This window comes from Laceyella tengchongensis (genome assembly GCF_900182735.1).
GTDB classification, from domain to species: domain Bacteria; phylum Bacillota; class Bacilli; order Thermoactinomycetales; family Thermoactinomycetaceae; genus Laceyella; species Laceyella tengchongensis.
In genome coordinates this window covers 91,853-110,380 of record NZ_FXTU01000006.1, presented here as the reverse complement: position 1 = coordinate 110,380, position 18,528 = coordinate 91,853, and the positions used below count along the sequence as shown (strand labels likewise).

Sequence of the window (18,528 nt, the reverse complement as noted above, 5' to 3'; positions counted from 1 at the left end):
CCTCCATTTCCTTATTCAATGACAATCCAATCTTTGCTTGATTGGTTCAGCGCTTCACAGCCGGTTTCCGTGATGACCACATCGTCTTCGATGCGAACACCGCCCACCTCTGGCAGATAAATCCCTGGCTCCACGGTGACGACCATATTCGGCTGAAGAACCACATCTCCGCGGCTGGAGAGCATCGGAAGCTCATGCACTTCCATGCCGAGTCCATGACCCGTGCTATGGCCGAAAAAGTCGCCGTACCCATGCGCGCTGATGTAATCACGGGCGACCGCATCCGCCTCTTTCCCAGTCATCCCCGGGCGAAGCGCTGCAATCGTGCGATTACAAGCTTCCAATACAATATCATAAATCTCTTTTTGTTTCTCGCTCGGCCGCCCCAGCATGACCGTGCGGGTAATGTCGGACGCATAGCCTTGATAAAAGGCCCCAAAATCTAGTGTCACCAGATCGCCGAGTTCTAACACTTTATCACTGGCCACTCCGTGCGGCAAGGCAGAACGTTTGCCGGATGCAACAATCATGTCAAAAGATGAGGATGTTGCCCCCAACTCGCGCATATAGAATTCCAATTTAAAGGAAATCTCGTTTTCGCGCACACCGGGCTTGATGTCGGACAAAATCTTGCTGAAGGCTTGATCCGCAATCCGGGCGGCTTCTCTCATCACTGCCAACTCGTCCGCGTCTTTCACCATACGCAATTCATTCACGATGCCGCTGGTCGGTTGCAACTTGATGTCGCCAACAGCTTCTTTCAACTGCAAAAACTCGGCAAACGTCAGATGGTCTTGTTCAAACGACAAAACCTTGATGCCCAATTTGCGGCACTGCTCACCCACCGTGTGGTAAACGCCTTGGTGTTGCACCAAGGTCATATGCGGCGCTTGTTCCTGCGCTTGGATCACATAGCGGAAATCGGTCAACAACAGCTGTTCAGTGGCCGTGATCAGCACCACTCCGGCCGACCCCGTAAATCCGGTCAAATACCGGCGATTCACAGGATGGCTGATCAATAGCGCTTCGATGCCGCGCTCTTGCAGTTTTTGTCTCAGTTTCAATAGGTGTTTTTCCAACATCTTCACCCCTTGTTTTCCATGTTCCGGTTCGCCAGCTCCCTGATGGCGGCCAAGGCGAGCTCATAACTCAACGCGCCGAACCCCACAATCTGCCCGCATGTGACCGGCGCCGTCACAGAAGTGTGCCGAAAAGATTCCCGGGCATGGATGTTGGTCATATGCACTTCGATCACCGGCACATCAATCGCAGCAATCGCATCACGCAAAGCATAACTGTAATGGGTATAAGCACCTGGATTAAAAACTATGTAATCAACATTTCCTTCCGCGAGATGGAGCTGATCGATCAATTCCCCCTCAATGTTGCTTTGGTAACAAGCAACACGAAGGCCCCACTCCTCACCTTTTTTGATCAGGCCCGCATTGATATCTTCCAATGTAGTCCGCCCATAAACCGCCTGCTCGCGCTTGCCCAATCGATTGAGATTCGGGCCGTGCAATACGAGGACGTTTACCATCATGCCCACCTCCCGCAACACTTTTCGCCAATGTACACTCGGATGGTTAACCTAAATATGATTGCCCAGACAACTATCTATTTTCCCACGAACTTGCCGTTTTGTCCACGGGTCGAACGGTAATCGCTTTCCGCCCTGTCAAGCAGGAATCCTTAGTAACAGTGTTCAAATTATACGATACATATGCATGATCCGCACCTCCATCCCACTCTCCTCTCACACTTCCCCAACCATTGTGTTAGAATAAAATACACATTATTTGATGCCAATTACAACAAGGTGGTGCGCCTACGTGTCAGATAAACCCATTGCTTACGGCGGGCAAGCCGTCATCGAAGGCGTGATGTTTGGCGGGCAACACGCCCAAGTAACCGCCGTTCGCCGCAAAGACGGCAACATCGAATTATTCGAATGCAAAAAGAAAACCTCGCCAACACTTAACTTCCTGATGAAGATTCCCTTTTTAAGGGGCATTGTCGCGATCATCGCGGCCAGCGCCTCTGGGGCGAAACACTTGCAATTCGCCACAGAACAATACGAGTTGGATCATGCCGACCCAGATGATCCCGAACAAGCGCCCAGTTCGAACCAATCCAAATGGATGATGATCTTGGGCGTCGCCCTGGTAGGCATCCTGTCTTTCCTGTTTGGCAAAGTATTGTTCACCGCAGTTCCCGCCTTTTTGGCTAGTGTACTGTTTGACCGCTTCGTGCAAAACTTGGCCATCCAAAGTTTGCTCGAAGGAGTGATCAAAACCTTATTGTTGCTATCCTACTTATGGTTGATCTCGCAAACCCCGATGATCAAACGGCTCTTTCAATATCATGGAGCGGAGCACAAAGTGATTACCGCCTTTGAACATGGGGAAGAATTAACAGTAACCAATGTGCAAAAATATTCCACCCTTCATTACCGTTGTGGCAGTAGCTTTATCATTCTCAGCATCATCGTCGGCGTGATTGTGTACTCTTTCTTCAGTTACGACGGAGTGTGGGATCGCATCGTGACGAGGCTGTTGTTGCTTCCAGCCGTGTTGGGCATCTCCTATGAATTGTTGCGCCTGACCAATGCCGTGCGGGATGTTCCCGTTCTCACCTATTTGGGATATCCCGGCTTATGGTTGCAAAAACTTACAACCAAAGAGCCCGATGACACTCAGGTGGAAGTAGCCATCCACGCGTTTGTCCGCATGCGGGAACTTGACGCCCAAGAGGCTCGGCAACATGTTAAACCAGCTTCCCAATTGGTTCACTCCAGTTAGCCCATAAGAAAGAGGGTGATATGCGTGACCAACCCCGGTTCTAAGCCATATTGGCATTATCTCGTACTGGCTTTTGTCTTGTTTGGCGCCGTGATCGAATTCATCCAACAGCCCAGTCGGTTGCTCTTGCCGGCGCTAGTCATCGGCATCGTCATCTACCTGTACAAATTCCCACCGCGCTGGCTGTTGCGCTTAGGCTCGATGCGCTCACCCCTAGCAAGCAAACAAGCTAAAACCCATCCGCGCAAGCGCAAAAAATACCCGTTTCGCGTGATTGAAGGCAATAACAAAAAAAACTCGCTATAATGAAACGAGCCCCCGCTTTACACCAGAGAGGAAGGCGGGGGCTGTTTCATATTCTTGGGGGGCAATGGACAAGCGACACAAACGGGAGAACAAGATGAAATGACAACCATGTTAAACCAACTTTTGGACTTTATCCCCCAGCTTGGTCGGATGGGTTGATCTTGTATGTGATTTGCTTGCTTTTACCCCGTGCACTGAGATATTGGTCGAAGCTCCATTTGTTGAAGAAAAACTCAGCTGCTTTCACACCCGACATAAACAATTCCTCTTTCTTTTCCTTGGATAAAGAAAAATCAGTCATTTTCACACCGCTGATCGGCACTTGAATGGTGCGGATCTCTTCATGCTGTTGTACATACCGGTTGTCCCGCGCATCCAACATCGTATAGAGCAACGAACGGAACATGCTGAGCGGGCCGTCGATCTGATGGATTTGCTCTTCTCCTTCCGCGCAGAGCGAAAAGCCGAAGGTAGGCCATCGCGGATTATCTTGGTCAAATAACCAAACCGGAAAATTGCTTAACACTCCTCCATCCACCACATAAGATGTTTTGCGGGTAGGATAATGCATCAATTTGACCGGTTCAAAGAAGAAAGGGATGCTACAGCTCATGCACACCGCTTTGGCCACTGGGAACGAGTCGGGATCATAACCGTACTGCTTCAAATCCTGCGGCAACACCAACAATTGGCTTCGGGAGATGTCCGATGCGATAACGTGAAGCTCCACACCCTCAGGCAAATCCTTAAACGTCTGAATTCCTTTGGCCTTGAGCAGAGTAGAAACCCACTTCTCCAACTCTGTCGTCGGATACAACCCTTTTTTCAACCACAACCGCAAGGCCGGACCGACCACGGGAATATAATCATACCAAGAAGGGGCCAAAAACTGCAAAAATTCCTGCTCCATCAAAATTTCATATAATTCCTTGCCTGTGTACCCGGCAGCTAGCAAGGCCGCGATAATGGACCCCGCCGATGTTCCGGCTACTTTTTTCCACTTGTATCCCTTGCTCTCAGCGACGGATAAAGCGCCCACCAAACCAATCCCTTTCACCCCACCGCCTTCAAAAACGGCGTCTGCCCACATCAGCGTCCCTCCTCTTCAAATTCTCTCTGTTAAAAAATGTATGTGATAAAGGGCAAAAAAACCCAAGGAGACGAGTCCATGGGTTATTTCATTTCATCCGCTTCTTGTTCATCCGCTTCTTTTAAGGATTGCAAGTGGTCCACGATTTCTTTGTTAGCCGTTAAATACTGCACCAGGTTCTCAATGCAAGTAATCGAATCCCAACTCAAATGGTGCTCGATCCCCTCTACATCATGGTATATCTGGTCTTCGCTAACCCCGATCAAACGCAAAAACTCCTCCAGCAATTGGTGCCGATCCATCAAGCGTTTCCCTATCTTTTTCCCTTTAGAAGTTAAAACCAAACCCCGATATTTTTCGTAGACCAGATATTTGTTCTGATCCAGCTTTTGCACCATTTTTGTTACAGATGAGGGGTGCACTTCCAATGCTTCTGCGATGTCCGACACCCTGGCATAACCCTTTTGTTCAATCAATTTATAAATGTTTTCCAAATAATCCTCCATGCTTGGTGTTGGCATCGAAAGTCCCCCTATCTATGTAGCAACTGAAATTCAAAAGTAGTTTATCATATTTTTGCGGATAGAGCATGCTGATCTCCTATCCTTTTGTATTGATACGTAGCTCTGCCCCGTACAGTTGGATCATCTTCACCAGACTGGTACCCAAGTCTTCCAGCCGTTGCTGCAGTTTCTCGTCTTTTAATGTGCCGTCCGAATTGAATGCCATGTAACTTTGCGGTACAGACGGCATGGAAGGCAATGGCCACGCGTGTAGTGAGCGGCAGATCGTGTTAAGCGTATTGAGCGTGTTTGTAGCGCCCATCGCACCTCCGGCCGTGCCGAGCAACGCCACCCATTTCCCTTCCAATTCACGCGCTCCAATGAAATCTAATGCGTTTTTCAACACACCGGATATGCTGCCATGATATTCAGGTGACGCGAAAATGAATCCATCGGCTTCCGCCATTTTTTGTTTGAACAACCGAACGGTCTCCGGATAAGACGCTTCATCCACTCGCCCATCATAAATCGGCAACGGATCCTTGCGCAGGTCAAACACTTCCACCTCGGCACCCATCTTACGGGCCGCTTCGGCCACAATTGCTACTGCCATATGCGTCGTTGACTGTTCACTCAAACTTCCAGGGACTGCCAGGATTTTCATCCCACCTGCCACCTCTTTCTCTGTTTTCGTTTCTGTCGCACGATACAGTATACCGAATATCCCCTGCCAATGCTAGCGCGCTTTAAGGAAAACGAAGCACCGTTTTCCATCTTGCCCTCCCCTAATCATCCATAGCCAATCCTTGCGCATCCGATCCAATGTCCCAGATTCATGAAAAGATGCCTATGACATATCGCTTAGGTATTTACCATTCTCAATTGAGTGAGTATACTGAATTTAAAGACATTGTAGAGGAGGGAAAGATATGCCTGGCTTGACGGCACGTGATATTCATAACAAGGAGTTCAAACGGGCGATGCGCGGTTACGATGTGGATGAAGTTAATCATTTTCTCGATCAAATCATTAAAGATTACATAGAGTTTGAAAAGACGATCCAAACACAATCCGTGTTGAATGAGCATGAGCGGTACAACCAGATCGAGCAATTGCTCCAACAGTTGCTTTACGACGTGCAACAAATCCGCGAAGAGAACCGCCAACTTCGGGAGCAACTTCGAGAGCAATTGAAGGGAAGCTCCAACGGCGCTGATCACTATTCCCAACAGTTTTACCGCTAGCCGGCTCCCCATCGGCGAGGCGGGCTTTCGGGCAAACTCCGGACTGATGGTTGCCGGCGGAGTTCAGTCACCGATAGCGCCGAACATGGAAGGTCTGCGGGTCCCTCAAGCTTGATCGCGACCCGCCCGCCGCCTACCATTGGACAATGAAGCACCGATTCCGAACAAGCGGCCGAAAACACGAACCCCACATTTGGGGCCGAGCTCCTCTCCTCGTACGACCACCTCTTTAGCTCACGGGCTGCGCCTTCTCAATCAAACAACTTGACTGGACAAAAATCAATGGCATCGCAAGCGACCAACCGCAAGTCGATTCCATCCACCCGCCCTTGGATCGCTTCTTCTCGGGCCTTGCCGTGCATATGCCCATAAACGCACAAGGTCACCCCAAATTCTTTCATCACTTCCATAAACCCAGACTCCTTCGCGGAAACAGTCAACGGCGGAAAATGGAGCATGACGATCTTCTCTCGCCCAGGTTGCTCCTTCGCAGCTGCTTCCAAAGCAAGTCGTAGCCGGCCGACTTGGCGTTCATAGATCTTGCGATCTTCTTCCTCATTAAAAAAACGCTCCCCTGGCAACGTCCACCCCCTGGTGGCAGCCACAACTCGCCCTTCAACCAACGTATAGTCCGCATCTACCCACCGCATTCCTTCCGGTAACATCTCTCGTACTTTCTTCTTGCTGTGGGCGTAATAACAATGGTTGCCCGGCGACATCACTTTATAGCCCGGCAACTGATTGATCCAGTCAAAGTCGTACCGCGCCACATCCAATTTCATGGCCCAACTGATGTCCCCGGGAATCAGCACGGTGTCTTCCGGACCGACCAGGCGTAGCCACCCATCGCGAATCCGCTCATAATGCCGCGTCCAGCCAAACACATCCATCGGCTTTTCTATATCTTGATCAGGGTTGACATCATAGAGGGTAACCGGTTTGTTAAATGATAAATGCAAGTCACTTAATGCGTATATTGCCACATTACCACATCCCTCATCGATATTGACGCTTATGTACTGGCAAACCGAAGTTACCACCATTGTTTCAGAAAAAACGCCGCTTGGCAAGGTAGGCGAAGTTAGTTTTCAGTCAAGGTCAAGTCTTGTACTTTTCAGAACCATCCGGCAAACTAAAAGAAAGATACATAAAGAGGAGATGAAGCGATATGATTCTGTATGACGAACGTTTGGTTTCTCGTGAAGAAGCTGACATTGACATTGAAGACCGGGCTTACCAATTTGGCGACGGCGTGTATGAAATGATTCGGGTCTACCATGGACGCCCTTTTTATATGGATGAACATCTGGCCCGATTGGAGCGTAGCGCCACGGAAATTCGGCTGTCGCTACCTTATCCCATCACGCGCTTGAAACAGCTGTTGCTTGACCTGATCCAGCAAAATCACTTGGAAGAAGGCAATGTCTACATCCAAGTGAGCCGCGGCGTGGCACCGCGATATCACGGATTTCCAGAACAGGCTCGCCCACTAGTAATCGCCTATACACAACACGCCAAACGCCCATTGGCTGAATTGAACCACGGCATTAAGGCCGTCACGACGGAAGATATCCGCTGGCTGCGCTGCGACATTAAGAGCCTAAACTTGCTCGGCGCAGTGCTGGCCAAACAGACGGCCATCGACCATGGAGCCAAAGAAGCGATTCTCGTCCGCGACGGGATCGTAACCGAAGGAAGCTCCACAAATATCTTCATCATCAAAGATGGCACACTTCACACTCACCCTGCCAACCACCTGATCCTGAACGGAATCACCCGCCAAGTGATTTTCAAATTGGCGGACGAATGCGAAATCCCGATCAGTGAAACCACTTTTTCCAAAGAAGCGCTGGAATCGGCGGATGAAGTCTTCTTGAGTAGCACCACCATGGAAATCTGTCCTATCGTGGAAATCGATGGCCGTCCAGTAGGCCAAGGCGTGCCCGGTCCCGTGACCAAACAACTTCAAGAAGCATTCGTCAATGAAATCAAACGCACCACCCTTGCAGAATCATCCTCTTGATGCCTTTTTGTACGATCATGGAAGGGAACGGCCGGATTTTGAACTGAATCCATATAAGGCGGATGACTCCGCCATCAATTCATCTTACAGGCTACCGTGAATCGGTAGCCTTTTTTGTGCGGATGGCGTTTAAAAAAGATCGCACTATATAAGACAGAGGGTGTCATATATCCATTTTATACTGAACATGATTAGGAAAGGAGTTGAATGAGTTGGCACCATTAACAGAAAAAGTGGCACTTGTCACAGGTGGCAGTCGTGGGGCAGGCCGCGGCATCGCTGTGGAACTGGCGAAAGCGGGGGCGACCGTGTACGTCACAGGCCGTAGCCTCGATCAAAACAGCCCCGATCAGCCCGGAACCCTCAATGAGACGATATCTCTCATGACAGCCACGGGCGGAAAGGGCATTCCTGTCCAATGTGATCATACGCGCGATGCCGACACAGAAGCGGTGATTGAGCGAATTCGCCGGGAACAAGGACGTCTGGATATCCTCGTCAACAATGTGTGGGGCGGAAATCAACTGCCCATCACATCCGAACCCTTTTGGGAACAATCCCTTCAACATTGGGACCATATGTTCACCGCTGGTGTGCGAGCGCAACTAGCTGCCAACCATTTTGCGATTCCCTTATTGCGCGAAGGCACGGGCGGAATCATCATCCACACCACCTTTTGGGATCAAGACAAATACATCGGCCATTTATATTATGACTTGGCCAAAAACGCGTTGATTCGCATGGCATATGGACTGTCCATCGAATTGAAGGCGGACGGCATCGCTGTGTTGGCCGTATCACCCGGGTGGATGAGAACCGAACTCGTGTTAAAAGCATTTCAAACGGACGAAGAGCATTGGCAAGAAGTCGAAGCTCTGAAAAACACGGAATCGCCCTATTATATCGGCCGGGCAGTCGCCGCGTTATGCGCTGATTCAGACGTCATTGAGAAAAGCGGCCAGGTGCTGAGGGTTGGCGATCTAGCCAAAGAATACGGGTTCAACGACATTGACGGACGGTCAATTCCCCCGTTTACGATTTGACTTCCACCGTGCTCGTGATGCAATAGAAAAAGACCGTGCACTTTTCGTCACGGTCTTTCATTGCGTATCGTTAATCTTCTCTTTCTCTTCCACCAACTCAAACCCATTGCGATTCTGCAAAGTGACATCTCTGATCAAAATCGGCGATTTGTCAGTGTACTCCAAAGTTGTCTTATTGGACCCGCGCACCAAGTCAATCGTCAGCTTGGTAAATGACGGCTTGATCATTACAGTGTAAAGGGTGTCGCCTTCTCCATCCAGCGGTTTCTCAGCGACTTTCTCGATCTTTTCATCCAGCTTGAACAAGCTTGCCTTTTTCTCTTTCCCCTCCAGCACCAACCGGTACCGGGCGTTGTTAATCGTTTGAATGTCAACTTGGAACAAATCCTCAGTTGTATTGGGGACAAAAGAGAATTTAGTGGCATCATTGGCGCCCAAGCGCACCTGAGTAGCTGGGAACACTCTCAACCGCGAGCGTTGTTCGTCGTCCAGTGTCAAGACAGCTTGCCCGAAATCGAGGTGCCACGGCTGCTGATTCATCCAGACCCGTTCAACCATCTGCTTGTCGGTCACTGGGTTGGGTACAGGATAGTACAATACCGCCCCTTCTTTTCCTGTGAACCTCATTTTCAACTCTCCTGAAACGGGAGTGATGCCCGTCGCAATCCATTTTTCCGGCTGCCCTTCTTCTGAGAATGCCAAACGAAGCGGCTCGTTGGGATAGTACAAAATCTCAAAGGTGTACTTTTTGCCTGGCCTTACTTTGTATCCATCTCCAGAAACGCCGACTTTCGTCATTTTGGAGCCCATGGTATGGTAAAGCTCAATCGAGCCTTGCTTGTTGATGTGAATCCCGTATTGCGCATTCCCGTCCGAAGACTCCAAGTATCCGAAAAACCCGTTTAACTTGGCCAGTTCAAACTCCCCGCGCAAGTTGGAATTGCCCGTTAAGGTGTACGGCAACGAAAAATGGGTTTTGTCGTTGGAGAAATGGATAGACTGCACCAGCGAGTCCCCCGTGTTGATCTGATCTCCACCTTGCTGTCCTACCGCATTATCCGGATTTTCGAATAATCCCGTATAACTTTCTTCCGGCTTCCATTGTGAAACGGCCAGAGTCACCAAAACCAATGCAGCGGCCGCAATGGTAACAGTGGTGACGACACCTTTCCGTTTGGTCTTTTTCGACGCCGCGTTCTTGCGGCTGAGACCGCTACCTTGATTCCCTGCTTTGGCGTCGATATAACTCTCCACCGCGTGCAACACATCTGCATACGGATGTTTGCGATCTAAACTCATCAGCGCTAGTTTTGCTACCCTACTTGGGATTTTTCTGCGCTCCAGCTCGGCTTCACATTGCTTCAATCCACCCATTGGAGCTTGACCAGTAAGTAGATAGTAAAGGAGCTCGCGCCATTTCTCATCAAAACGTGGTGTTTTGGGATCCTTCATATAATAGAACAAAATGAGCGGCTTATGTCCGTTCAACAAAATATTCTTCGGATCCAACGTTGCGCTCAGGGGCAGAGGTAACCGCTCCAAATCCCGCAACGTTTTAAAACATTTCCCCACAATGCGCACAGCCACTTCGGGATCCATTGCCCGCTCTTTATTTACGGTTAAAGGCAAGGGGTCTCCAGCAAACGGCGGGTGAACCAATAACAGTTCGTTTTCCTCTTCGATCAGGTCAAGGATCGGCGCCAAATACGGATGTTGCAACCGACGAAAAGCTTCTTGATAGCCGTTTGGAAGAGGACGGCGGGTGATTTTGATGCTTTGTAGGAAAACTTGGGCACCATCCGAAGATTTCGCCTGTAGAAGTTGACCAGAAAAGAAATTGATCACATCTTCCACTTGGAATCTTTCATAAAATCGTCGCTTCACATTTGTATCCTGTTTCAATCTAGTTTCCCCTAACCTTTATGATAATAGATTTGATGAAAGTTAGAATGAATTAGAAAATAATAGCATATAGCTACTAGCACCTTTATGCTATCATAAGCAACCGAAAAATCAAGAAGAAAATTATTCAACAGTATAGAACTAAAAGACAACAGCAATGGTTTATGACATATAAATGTACATTATGTCAAGATAGACTCAAGCAGTGCAATCGCATTCGCGCCTGAAGGCAAGTTATCTCATGAAATTCCAGTCATCATCGGCATAACGCGTTGTCATGAGCTGCTGGGCAAGCTCCCTTTCCTGGTTGGTCAGTTCCCCGGTCTGGAGCTGAATCCCCATGCCTTCCCCAAATCCCTCAAAAAACGCCTGCTTAACTTCTTCAAGTCCGATTTCCCGATCGGCCAACTGGCGGATCGCCACCGCTTTAACTGTGAAAGCCTGTTTCAGTTTCTCTCTCACCCGGTCCGACGGAAAAAGCAACACCTCAAACAAGGCTTCTACATCCATGTCCAACAAAATGGACCCATGTTGCAAAATGATGCCTTTCTGCCTTGTTTGCGCACTGCCAGCGATCTTCCGCCCACCGACGACCAATTCGTAGTCTGAGGGGGAGTCGAAGCAGGCTGAAGACATTTCCCCTGTCCGCCCTTTTGGCGGGGCGAGGCTGGCGTCTAATCCCAACCTCTTGAATCCGGCCAACAAACCTTGGCTGATAACGCGGTACGACTCGCTGACCGTCTTTGGCATCATGGGATGGGCTTCTTCCACGATGACGCTGTATGTCAACTCCTGATCATGCAACACCGCCCGTCCCCCGGTCATACGTCTGACAAACCCAAATCCTTTGTCTTGCAATTTGTCAAAATCGATTTCTTTGCGTGCTTTTTGAAAATACCCAATCGACAAGGTGGGTTGCGACCAACCATAAAAGCGAATGGTAGGGGGGACTTTCCCTTCGCGATGCAAGTGCAAAATCGCTTCGTCGATCGCCATGTTCATCGCTGGCGCATGCGCTTCATAAGGAAGAAACCGCCAAATATCCATAACCTTTCACACCTTTTCTCGACATCTCAATAAGCATTACTTATTTTCATTTAATTGTATTCTATCACACAGCAGGCTGGTTGCCTCCTGCACGGTGGCTCGTCTTCACCCAGTCCACGCATGCCTGAACCGTTTCCGCCAACGAAGTGATTGTGTAGCCCAACTCCCGCTCCGCCTTGGCAGAGGAATAATAGACATTGCGTCCACACAATTTGGCCAAATCCCATGCAAAGGCCGGATCTTTCCCGGTAACCATTGCCCCGAGCTCTCCCAATATGGCTGCTAATTTCGCCCAGCTTTGCGGAACACGGCGAATGGTCAAACCCGTTTGTCCATAATCAGCCAGTTGTTGCAGAAAAGCGTGCAAGGATACGTTGGTTCCACCCAATATGTATCGTTCGCCAATGCGCCCTTTTTCCGCCGCGGCCAAGTGTCCACGCGCCACATCCGCAACATTACACACATTGATTCCACCCGGCGGGGCAACAAAAAGTTTGCGTTGCAACACGGCTTCCACAAACCCGCCCGCATCTGCCCGCATCCCCACGATGACTGTCGGATTGACTACCACTGCCGGCAAACCCTGCTGAACCAGAGCCAACACCGCGTCCTCGCCGGCTCGTTTGGCGATAGCGTATTCTACTTGCAACTCCGCACCGTTAAAGTCAAACGATTCATCGATGGCATCTCGCTCCGCCAATCCCACCGCCGCGGCCGAACTAGTATGGATAAATCGCTTCACGCCGCTTCTCAATGCTTCATTGGCGATGTTTGTGGCCCCTTCCACATTGATCCGGTACATCGATTGTTTGTGCCACTTTCCCCATGCCACTTCTCCTGCCACATGAAAAACCCAGTCCATGCCATCACATACACCCCGAATGCTTTCCTGGCAGGTGATATCCCCTTCCACAAAGGATAGTCCCGGTGGCAAACCATCCAGAGAAGAGGTTCGCCTGTGTAGCACAGTCACCTCTAATCCCGCCTCCAACAGACAATGGACGAGATTACGCCCCAAAAACCCTGTTCCTCCGGTTACCAACACCTTCATCCGCGCCACTCCCTTTTCTCGGTCATGTTTGACTTCTCTACTATACCATGGCATAAACCGGGCTACAGCCTTTATCGGCTGCAGCCTGGAATCGGGTCGCTTCGTGGCGAAGGTTCTTCCTGTCACTTAGCCTGCGGCCATACTTGTGCTGGATGAGAATAAGACAAACCATGCCCGTATGGATACAAGTCAGGGATGGTGACAGGCAATTTCCCTTGGGGTTGATTCGCTCCAAACACCGTTTCCACCGCTGCTTGCAAGGAAACCTTGCGGAATCCGTAAGCGTTCAGATAAGCATTTACATCAGGAAATTCTTTGATGTCATAAGGATTGCGGAGGCCGATCACGATGAGTGGTTTTTTCAGTGTTTGCAATGCTCGAACCAATTTGACTTGCTGTGGATACAAGTTGGCACTGTAGGTCCCGACCAACAGCACATCCTTATCCCGAGCCATGGCCACCGCCGCTTGAATCATGTCATCACTGGGGTTAACCTGGTTGAGGTACAACTCTTCGGCCTCAGCGTGATGCCGTTGGACATACTCAAGCAGCGAGTAGGGGCTGATAATCCCCACTTTTTGACCCTCGTCCAAGCGAAGCGGCAACAGATTGGCATCATTTTTAACTAGGGTGACCGCTTGCTGAGCCATTGCCAAGGCACGCGAGTGATGCTTGCCAATGCCCACCTTTTTGGGCACTTGATGCAACGGAACATAGCGATCAGTGAAAACACCGACTTTCCATTTGGCGCGCAAAATGCGCAACACCGACTGGTTGATCCGTTTCTCGCTCAATTCTCCCCGTTTCACCGCTTGCACAATCGCCTTGTGCACATCCAGCTGTTCTTCCGTGGTCAGCTCCGGTGTAAGCAAAATGATATCCGCCCCGGCCTGTACCGCTTTTACCGCCGCTTGAGGCACCCCGCCAAAATATCCAGCCACCCCCGCCATAGCCATACTGTCGGTGATGATCAAGCCGTCATACCCCAGCTTTTTACGCAGAAGCCCCGTGAGGATGGGCTCAGACAATGTCGCCGGCAGATCGGGGGTCGGATCGAGGGCGGGCACATGGATATGAGCCGTCATGATCGCATCCACTCCTGCGGCGATCGCGCGTTTAAAGGGCACCAACTCCACTTGTTCCAACTCCTGCCGACTTTTATCAATCACCGGCAACCCCAAATGCGAGTCTACATGGGTATCCCCATGACCTGGGAAATGTTTTGCGGTCGCAATCACGCCATTTTTCTGCAAGCCCTTGATTTGCTCTGCGCCCAACTCAGCCACCAGCTTTGGGTCCTCGCCGTAAGAACGGACACCAATCACCGGATTGGCCGGATTCACATTCACATCCACATTGGGTGCCAAATTCATCTGGATGCCAATCGCTTTCAATTCCTTGGCCGTGATTTCAGCAGCCTGGCGAGCCAGTGACGGGTTGCGGGTAGCCCCCAGCGCCATATTGCCCGGCAACTCCGTCGCTCCTGTCGTCAGCCGAGCGACCACTCCCCCTTCTTGGTCGGTGGCGATCAGAAGCGGCAGGCCCAGACGTGTCTTTTGCGCCATGGCTTGCAAGCCATTGGTCAACCGAGCCGTTTGCAGAGGTTCCTTCACATTGCCAGTATAAGCGAATAATATGATCGAACCCACATGACCTTGCTGTATCAGTTTGCGCGCCTCTTCCGTCGGTTTCTCTCCATAAAAACCAGCCATGATCATTTGTCCCACTTTTTCTTCCAATGTCATACGCGCCAATTGCCCAGTCGGCGCCGTGGAATCATTCACTGGCATAAATCCTGTCTGAAACACCACCGCCAAAGCCAGAGCCAAGCATAACCATCCACTTGCCGATCTCGCCATCCGAACTCCTCCTCGCAGGATATAATGACATGACATATCGGGTGGAAAAGGTGCGCCTTATGACAAACCAACCCTGTCAACTCCATATTAACTGATGATTGCAAATTTTTTAAGTAAAACCAAACGCTACGGCTAATAAAAAAGGGCCAGCGACAACGTTTGAATCAAGCCGTTGTCACCGGCCCCGCCAACACGTTTTCCTTACGGGGCGCCATGCCACCTACTCAATCGCAAGGATCTTTTCGTCTCCGCTTTTGCACTCGGCCTTATTCAGCTTCACACCTGCCCCTTCCGGCAAATTGGTAAAGATGACTGGTGTGATGATCGAGGTAGCGTGCTCCTTGATGTAAGCCAAGTCCACTTCCAGCAGTTTTTGTCCTTTCTCCACCTTGTCCCCTTCAGCAATAAAGGAGGTAAATCCTCTTCCTTCCAAGTTCACTGTGTCAATCCCCACATGAATCAGCACTTCCCGGCCATCATGGGCGCGAATGCCGATAGCGTGTTTGGTTGGGAACAAGTTGACAATCTCGCCGTCCACTGGGGAAACCACTGTTCCCTCTGTCGGTTCAATCGCAAAGCCGTCGCCCATCATTTTTTGCGAAAATACTTGATCTGGTACTTCGCTAAGCGGCAACAGCTTCCCGGTCATCGGAGCCGCAAACTCGCCTTGCTCCGCCGTTGTAGCCTCTGTTTTCGCCGGCTCGCTCGTTTCAACAGGCGCCGCGGTTGGTTTCTTACCCATCATCAATTGCTTCATCTGTTCTTTGATGTTGTCTGATTTGGGGCCAAAGATGATTTGCAAATGGTTACCCATTTCCAGCACACCCGATGCTCCCAATTGTTTCAACTGTTCCTTGTCCACTTTTTTCACATCATTAACCGAAATGCGCAAGCGGGTGATGCAGGCATCCAGGTTGGAGAGGTTTTCTTTACCGCCCAGTGCTTTCAACACATTTTCAGCCAAATCGCCCGTTGCCGCCGTTTCGTTGGTGTGTTCCAGCTCATCATCTTCCCGACCCGGTGTACGCAGGTTCCACTTCTTGATGGCAAACCGGAAGCCAAAGTAATAAATGACTGCAAACGCCAAACCGACTGGAATGATGAGATATGGTTTGGTGTCGATGTCCCAGAACATGATCAAGTCGATGATCCCGCCGGAGAAAGTCATTCCCGCTTTCACGCCCAGCACATCCATCAACATAAACGACAGACCTGCGAATATGCAGTGAACTGCATACAAAACTGGAGCTACAAACAAGAAGGAAAACTCAAGCGGTTCGGTAATCCCGGTCAAAAACGAAGTCAGGGCCGCAGATGCCATGATACCGCCGACCAGCTTCTTTTTCTCAGGGCGAGCTGTATGGTAAATAGCCAAAGCCGCCGCTGGCAAGCCGAACATCATGAACGGGAATTTACCAGACATAAATGTACCCGCTGTCGGGTCACCTTGGAAGAAACGCGTTTGGTCGCCCTTGATAATCTCACCCGCCGCATTGGTCCAGGTACCAAATTCATACCAGAACGGATTGTAGAAAATGTGATGCAGACCAAAAGGAATCAATCCCCGTTCGATCACACCAAAGATAAACGCGGCCACTGCCGTATTTTGCGCCGTCACAATATGGGACAGCTTGTCGATCTGCGTTTGGATTGGAGGCCAGACAAAAAAGAACAACAAGCCCATCAGGAAGGCGGCCACTGCCGTGATGATCGGCACAAAACGCTTGCCGCCAAAGAAGCCGAGGTACTGCGGCAATTCGATATCATGGAATCGGTTATATAGCAATGACGCCACAATCCCGATAATTACCCCGCCGAAAACCCCCATATGCAAGCTTGGTATCCCCAACACATCTACCGTTTCCACTCCGTTGAGCTTAGCCATCTCACCCAAGGTTGTATTCATGATGAGATAACCGACAACGGCTGCCAAACCAGCAGTTCCTTCGCCATTGGACAGACCGATCGCCACCCCGATCGCGAAGATCAAAGCCAGGTTGGAAAATACAATGCCCCCGGCGTTTTCCAAAATCCCAATCTGCAATTTATTCCCGATCGCGAGCAGCAAACCGGCTGCTGGCAAAATGGCTACCGGCAGCATCAGCGACTTACCGACGCGTTGCAGGATGCCAAAAAGTTTTTTAAACATCTTAGACGTCTCCCCCTATCATGGTTTGTCAAAATATGAATAAGTGCAAATCCGTGAGAACTTTTCGCTCCACGCAATCATTTCTTGTTTTGCCCAACCCGTCAAAAAATAAATAAGGCATGAGCAAAAAAAGACAGATGGGAGCGCTTGCAAAAGGGAACAAATCCCTTTGGACAAGCTAATCATCCAGCCTTTTTTCACTCATGCCTGATCGAATCAGTAACACGTGAAAACAAGAGCCACAAAGCTGTTTCGCACCCTTTTTATTGGGACGGGGATTGAAACAGCCCTTATTCAGTTGCTGATAATTCGCTGCAAATGTAATGTCAGGTAACTCACTTCAGCTAAGGGAACCGCTTTCTTCAATTCCCTCTCCATTACTTTTGACAGCTTCCAAGCTATATCATAACACATCGGATATTGTGAACGCAACAATTCTGTGAACCCTTCCGGTTCGGTAATATCTTCCTCTGCCACAGTGCGCTCGATGGCAAAGCGCAGATGGGTAACCAAGCGCAAGTAGGAGATGCTTTTGCGATCCACTTCTTTGTTTAGTGCTGTTTCCACCATGCGGATAAGCCGGAGGATCAGGCGCGAATACTGGTGGATCTCTGACAGGCGCCTGCGGGTCAAAGCGCTGTGAATGTGCATGGCGATGAAGCCCGCTTCTGCTTCAGGCAAACGAATTCCCATCTTCATTTCGATCATGTCGACAATCTCTTCTGCCACTTCATATTCCCGTTCGTACAGCGCGCGGGTTTCAACCAAAAACGGATTAGTGAACGCAATCCCTTGCTCCAATCGTTTGATAGCAAAACCGATATGATCCATCAGCGCCGTATGAATATGTTCATTTAGGGGTGTCTGAAACCGCTTATGAATATGAAGAACCACATCATTCATCACCTCAACTAACCGCTCATCCACTTGCGATAACAGCTGTTTGTATTGTTCTTGCTCTTTTTTGTCTTGCAGAACAAAACATTTTTCCACGGTTTCCTCTTGGATCAGTTCGCCCACTTTTTTTTGGAACCCGATGCCCTTGCCAATCAAGACCACTTCCCGCAACGCTGGATGCACCGCGATGACAACATTATTATTGAGGACCTTTTTGATGCGAAATGGCTCACTCATGTTTGCTTCGACCTCTCTCTCAAGCACTGATCCGATAACAAGCAATATACGATAAAAAGCCGTGAGAAATCAATCCCGAATTATTGGTCTGGACATGTGCTGGCAATCGTTTTATTTACATTTGAAATGGATACCTCCCATTTCAAGCATCACAACCGCCCTTATACGGCGACACCCCTCAGCGGGCGTGGTTTCTCGCTTGCAGTCTCATAATCTTTGAAATCCCTCCCTGAATCTTTAGATAAAACAGGTCATGCAAAATGTTAGCATGACCTGTTTCCCTTCAAATATAAGCAGTCTAAGCACTGTTTAATGTGTGTCTCCACTTCTTGATCAATATGACGTTTGGGGCACTTTCCCCCACACAGACATCTGT

The 18,528-nt window shown here is 49.7% G+C and carries 17 protein-coding genes; 5 read left to right on the top strand and 12 right to left on the bottom strand.

Features of this window, described 5'->3' with window-relative positions:
- Positions 1-11: 11 nt before the first annotated feature.
- Positions 12-1,082: a M24 family metallopeptidase gene (locus QQZ12_RS12780; RefSeq protein WP_284724508.1), complete on the bottom strand. Its 1,071-nt coding sequence runs from the start codon at positions 1,080-1,082 to the stop codon at positions 12-14.
- Between the two features lie 2 nt (positions 1,083-1,084).
- A complete protein-coding gene (gene aroQ / locus QQZ12_RS12775) occupies positions 1,085-1,540 on the bottom strand; it encodes a type II 3-dehydroquinate dehydratase (protein ID WP_102992124.1) in 456 nt (151 codons plus the stop codon).
- Positions 1,541-1,883: 343 nt separating this feature from the next.
- Between aroQ and QQZ12_RS12770 the strand changes: the two genes are divergently transcribed.
- Both QQZ12_RS12770 and QQZ12_RS12765 read left to right on the top strand, forming a co-directional pair.
- Entirely contained in the window at positions 1,884-2,801 is a 918-nt protein-coding gene (locus tag QQZ12_RS12770) for a DUF1385 domain-containing protein (protein ID WP_284724538.1), read from the top strand.
- Between the two features lie 24 nt (positions 2,802-2,825).
- Positions 2,826-3,107 (top strand): hypothetical protein, encoded by a 282-nt coding sequence (locus QQZ12_RS12765; RefSeq protein WP_054095402.1) that lies wholly within the window; start codon positions 2,826-2,828, stop codon positions 3,105-3,107.
- A gap of 130 nt (positions 3,108-3,237) precedes the next feature.
- On the opposite strand, the gene QQZ12_RS12760 is transcribed toward QQZ12_RS12765, so the two are convergent.
- The 3 genes from QQZ12_RS12760 to QQZ12_RS12750 form a co-directional block, all read right to left on the bottom strand.
- The gene (locus tag QQZ12_RS12760) at positions 3,238-4,197 is read right to left on the bottom strand and encodes a patatin-like phospholipase family protein (RefSeq protein ID WP_102992122.1); all 960 of its coding nucleotides are present in this window, start codon (positions 4,195-4,197) and stop codon (positions 3,238-3,240) included.
- A gap of 83 nt (positions 4,198-4,280) precedes the next feature.
- The gene (mntR, locus tag QQZ12_RS12755; protein WP_054095403.1) at positions 4,281-4,718 is read right to left on the bottom strand and encodes a transcriptional regulator MntR; all 438 of its coding nucleotides are present in this window, start codon (positions 4,716-4,718) and stop codon (positions 4,281-4,283) included.
- A gap of 79 nt (positions 4,719-4,797) precedes the next feature.
- Complete coding sequence (locus QQZ12_RS12750; RefSeq protein WP_054095404.1) at positions 4,798-5,364, bottom strand: NADPH-dependent FMN reductase; 567 nt, start codon at positions 5,362-5,364, stop codon at positions 4,798-4,800.
- Positions 5,365-5,629: 265 nt separating this feature from the next.
- Here QQZ12_RS12750 and QQZ12_RS17000 point away from each other — a divergent pair, with 265 nt between their 5' ends.
- Entirely contained in the window at positions 5,630-5,944 is a 315-nt protein-coding gene (locus tag QQZ12_RS17000; protein WP_102992120.1) for a DivIVA domain-containing protein, read from the top strand.
- A gap of 251 nt (positions 5,945-6,195) precedes the next feature.
- On the opposite strand, the gene QQZ12_RS12740 is transcribed toward QQZ12_RS17000, so the two are convergent.
- Complete coding sequence (locus QQZ12_RS12740) at positions 6,196-6,927, bottom strand: metallophosphoesterase (protein WP_189319005.1); 732 nt, start codon at positions 6,925-6,927, stop codon at positions 6,196-6,198.
- 185 nt (positions 6,928-7,112) lie between these two features.
- Between QQZ12_RS12740 and dat the strand changes: the two genes are divergently transcribed.
- Positions 7,113-7,967, top strand: coding sequence for a D-amino-acid transaminase (gene dat, locus QQZ12_RS12735; RefSeq protein WP_102992118.1), 855 nt, complete (start codon positions 7,113-7,115; stop codon positions 7,965-7,967).
- A gap of 212 nt (positions 7,968-8,179) precedes the next feature.
- The gene (locus QQZ12_RS12730) at positions 8,180-9,010 is read left to right on the top strand and encodes an SDR family oxidoreductase (protein ID WP_102992117.1); all 831 of its coding nucleotides are present in this window, start codon (positions 8,180-8,182) and stop codon (positions 9,008-9,010) included.
- Between the two features lie 57 nt (positions 9,011-9,067).
- Here the strand turns inward: QQZ12_RS12730 and QQZ12_RS12725 are convergent, their stop codons facing one another.
- From QQZ12_RS12725 to glcT, 6 genes are all read right to left on the bottom strand, one after another.
- Entirely contained in the window at positions 9,068-10,912 is a 1,845-nt protein-coding gene (locus tag QQZ12_RS12725; protein ID WP_106342883.1) for a hypothetical protein, read from the bottom strand.
- A gap of 234 nt (positions 10,913-11,146) precedes the next feature.
- Entirely contained in the window at positions 11,147-11,959 is an 813-nt protein-coding gene (locus QQZ12_RS12720) for a lipoate--protein ligase family protein (protein ID WP_106342884.1), read from the bottom strand.
- A 64-nt stretch (positions 11,960-12,023) separates the two neighbouring features.
- Positions 12,024-13,010, bottom strand: a complete 987-nt coding sequence (locus QQZ12_RS12715; RefSeq protein ID WP_181353021.1) for an NAD-dependent epimerase/dehydratase family protein — start codon at positions 13,008-13,010, stop codon at positions 12,024-12,026.
- A gap of 122 nt (positions 13,011-13,132) precedes the next feature.
- Entirely contained in the window at positions 13,133-14,869 is a 1,737-nt protein-coding gene (nagZ, locus tag QQZ12_RS12710; protein WP_181353023.1) for a beta-N-acetylhexosaminidase, read from the bottom strand.
- 220 nt (positions 14,870-15,089) lie between these two features.
- Positions 15,090-17,018 carry a glucose-specific PTS transporter subunit IIBC gene (gene ptsG / locus QQZ12_RS12705; RefSeq protein ID WP_102992112.1) on the bottom strand — a complete coding sequence of 643 codons (1,929 nt, stop codon included), beginning with the start codon at positions 17,016-17,018 and terminating at the stop codon, positions 15,090-15,092.
- Between the two features lie 294 nt (positions 17,019-17,312).
- The gene (glcT, locus tag QQZ12_RS12700; protein ID WP_029071785.1) at positions 17,313-18,152 is read right to left on the bottom strand and encodes a glucose PTS transporter transcription antiterminator GlcT; all 840 of its coding nucleotides are present in this window, start codon (positions 18,150-18,152) and stop codon (positions 17,313-17,315) included.
- Between the last annotated feature and the right edge of the window lie 376 nt (positions 18,153-18,528).

What these genes read in the sequence shown, in the direction of transcription:
- QQZ12_RS12780 (WP_284724508.1), bottom strand. Translation starts at nt 1,082, where the DNA reads ATGTTGGAAAAACACCTATTGAAACTGAGACAAAAACTGCAAGAGCGC.
- aroQ (WP_102992124.1), bottom strand. Translation starts at nt 1,540, where the DNA reads ATGGTAAACGTCCTCGTATTGCACGGCCCGAATCTCAATCGATTGGGC.
- QQZ12_RS12770 (WP_284724538.1), top strand. Translation starts at nt 1,884, where the DNA reads ATGTTTGGCGGGCAACACGCCCAAGTAACCGCCGTTCGCCGCAAAGAC.
- QQZ12_RS12760 (WP_102992122.1), bottom strand. Translation starts at nt 4,197, where the DNA reads ATGTGGGCAGACGCCGTTTTTGAAGGCGGTGGGGTGAAAGGGATTGGT.
- mntR (WP_054095403.1), bottom strand. Translation starts at nt 4,718, where the DNA reads ATGCCAACACCAAGCATGGAGGATTATTTGGAAAACATTTATAAATTG.
- QQZ12_RS12750 (WP_054095404.1), bottom strand. Translation starts at nt 5,364, where the DNA reads ATGAAAATCCTGGCAGTCCCTGGAAGTTTGAGTGAACAGTCAACGACG.
- QQZ12_RS17000 (WP_102992120.1), top strand. Translation starts at nt 5,630, where the DNA reads ATGCCTGGCTTGACGGCACGTGATATTCATAACAAGGAGTTCAAACGG.
- dat (WP_102992118.1), top strand. Translation starts at nt 7,113, where the DNA reads ATGATTCTGTATGACGAACGTTTGGTTTCTCGTGAAGAAGCTGACATT.
- QQZ12_RS12720 (WP_106342884.1), bottom strand. Translation starts at nt 11,959, where the DNA reads ATGGATATTTGGCGGTTTCTTCCTTATGAAGCGCATGCGCCAGCGATG.
- QQZ12_RS12715 (WP_181353021.1), bottom strand. Translation starts at nt 13,010, where the DNA reads ATGAAGGTGTTGGTAACCGGAGGAACAGGGTTTTTGGGGCGTAATCTC.
- nagZ (WP_181353023.1), bottom strand. Translation starts at nt 14,869, where the DNA reads ATGGCGAGATCGGCAAGTGGATGGTTATGCTTGGCTCTGGCTTTGGCG.
- ptsG (WP_102992112.1), bottom strand. Translation starts at nt 17,018, where the DNA reads ATGTTTAAAAAACTTTTTGGCATCCTGCAACGCGTCGGTAAGTCGCTG.
- glcT (WP_029071785.1), bottom strand. Translation starts at nt 18,152, where the DNA reads ATGAGTGAGCCATTTCGCATCAAAAAGGTCCTCAATAATAATGTTGTC.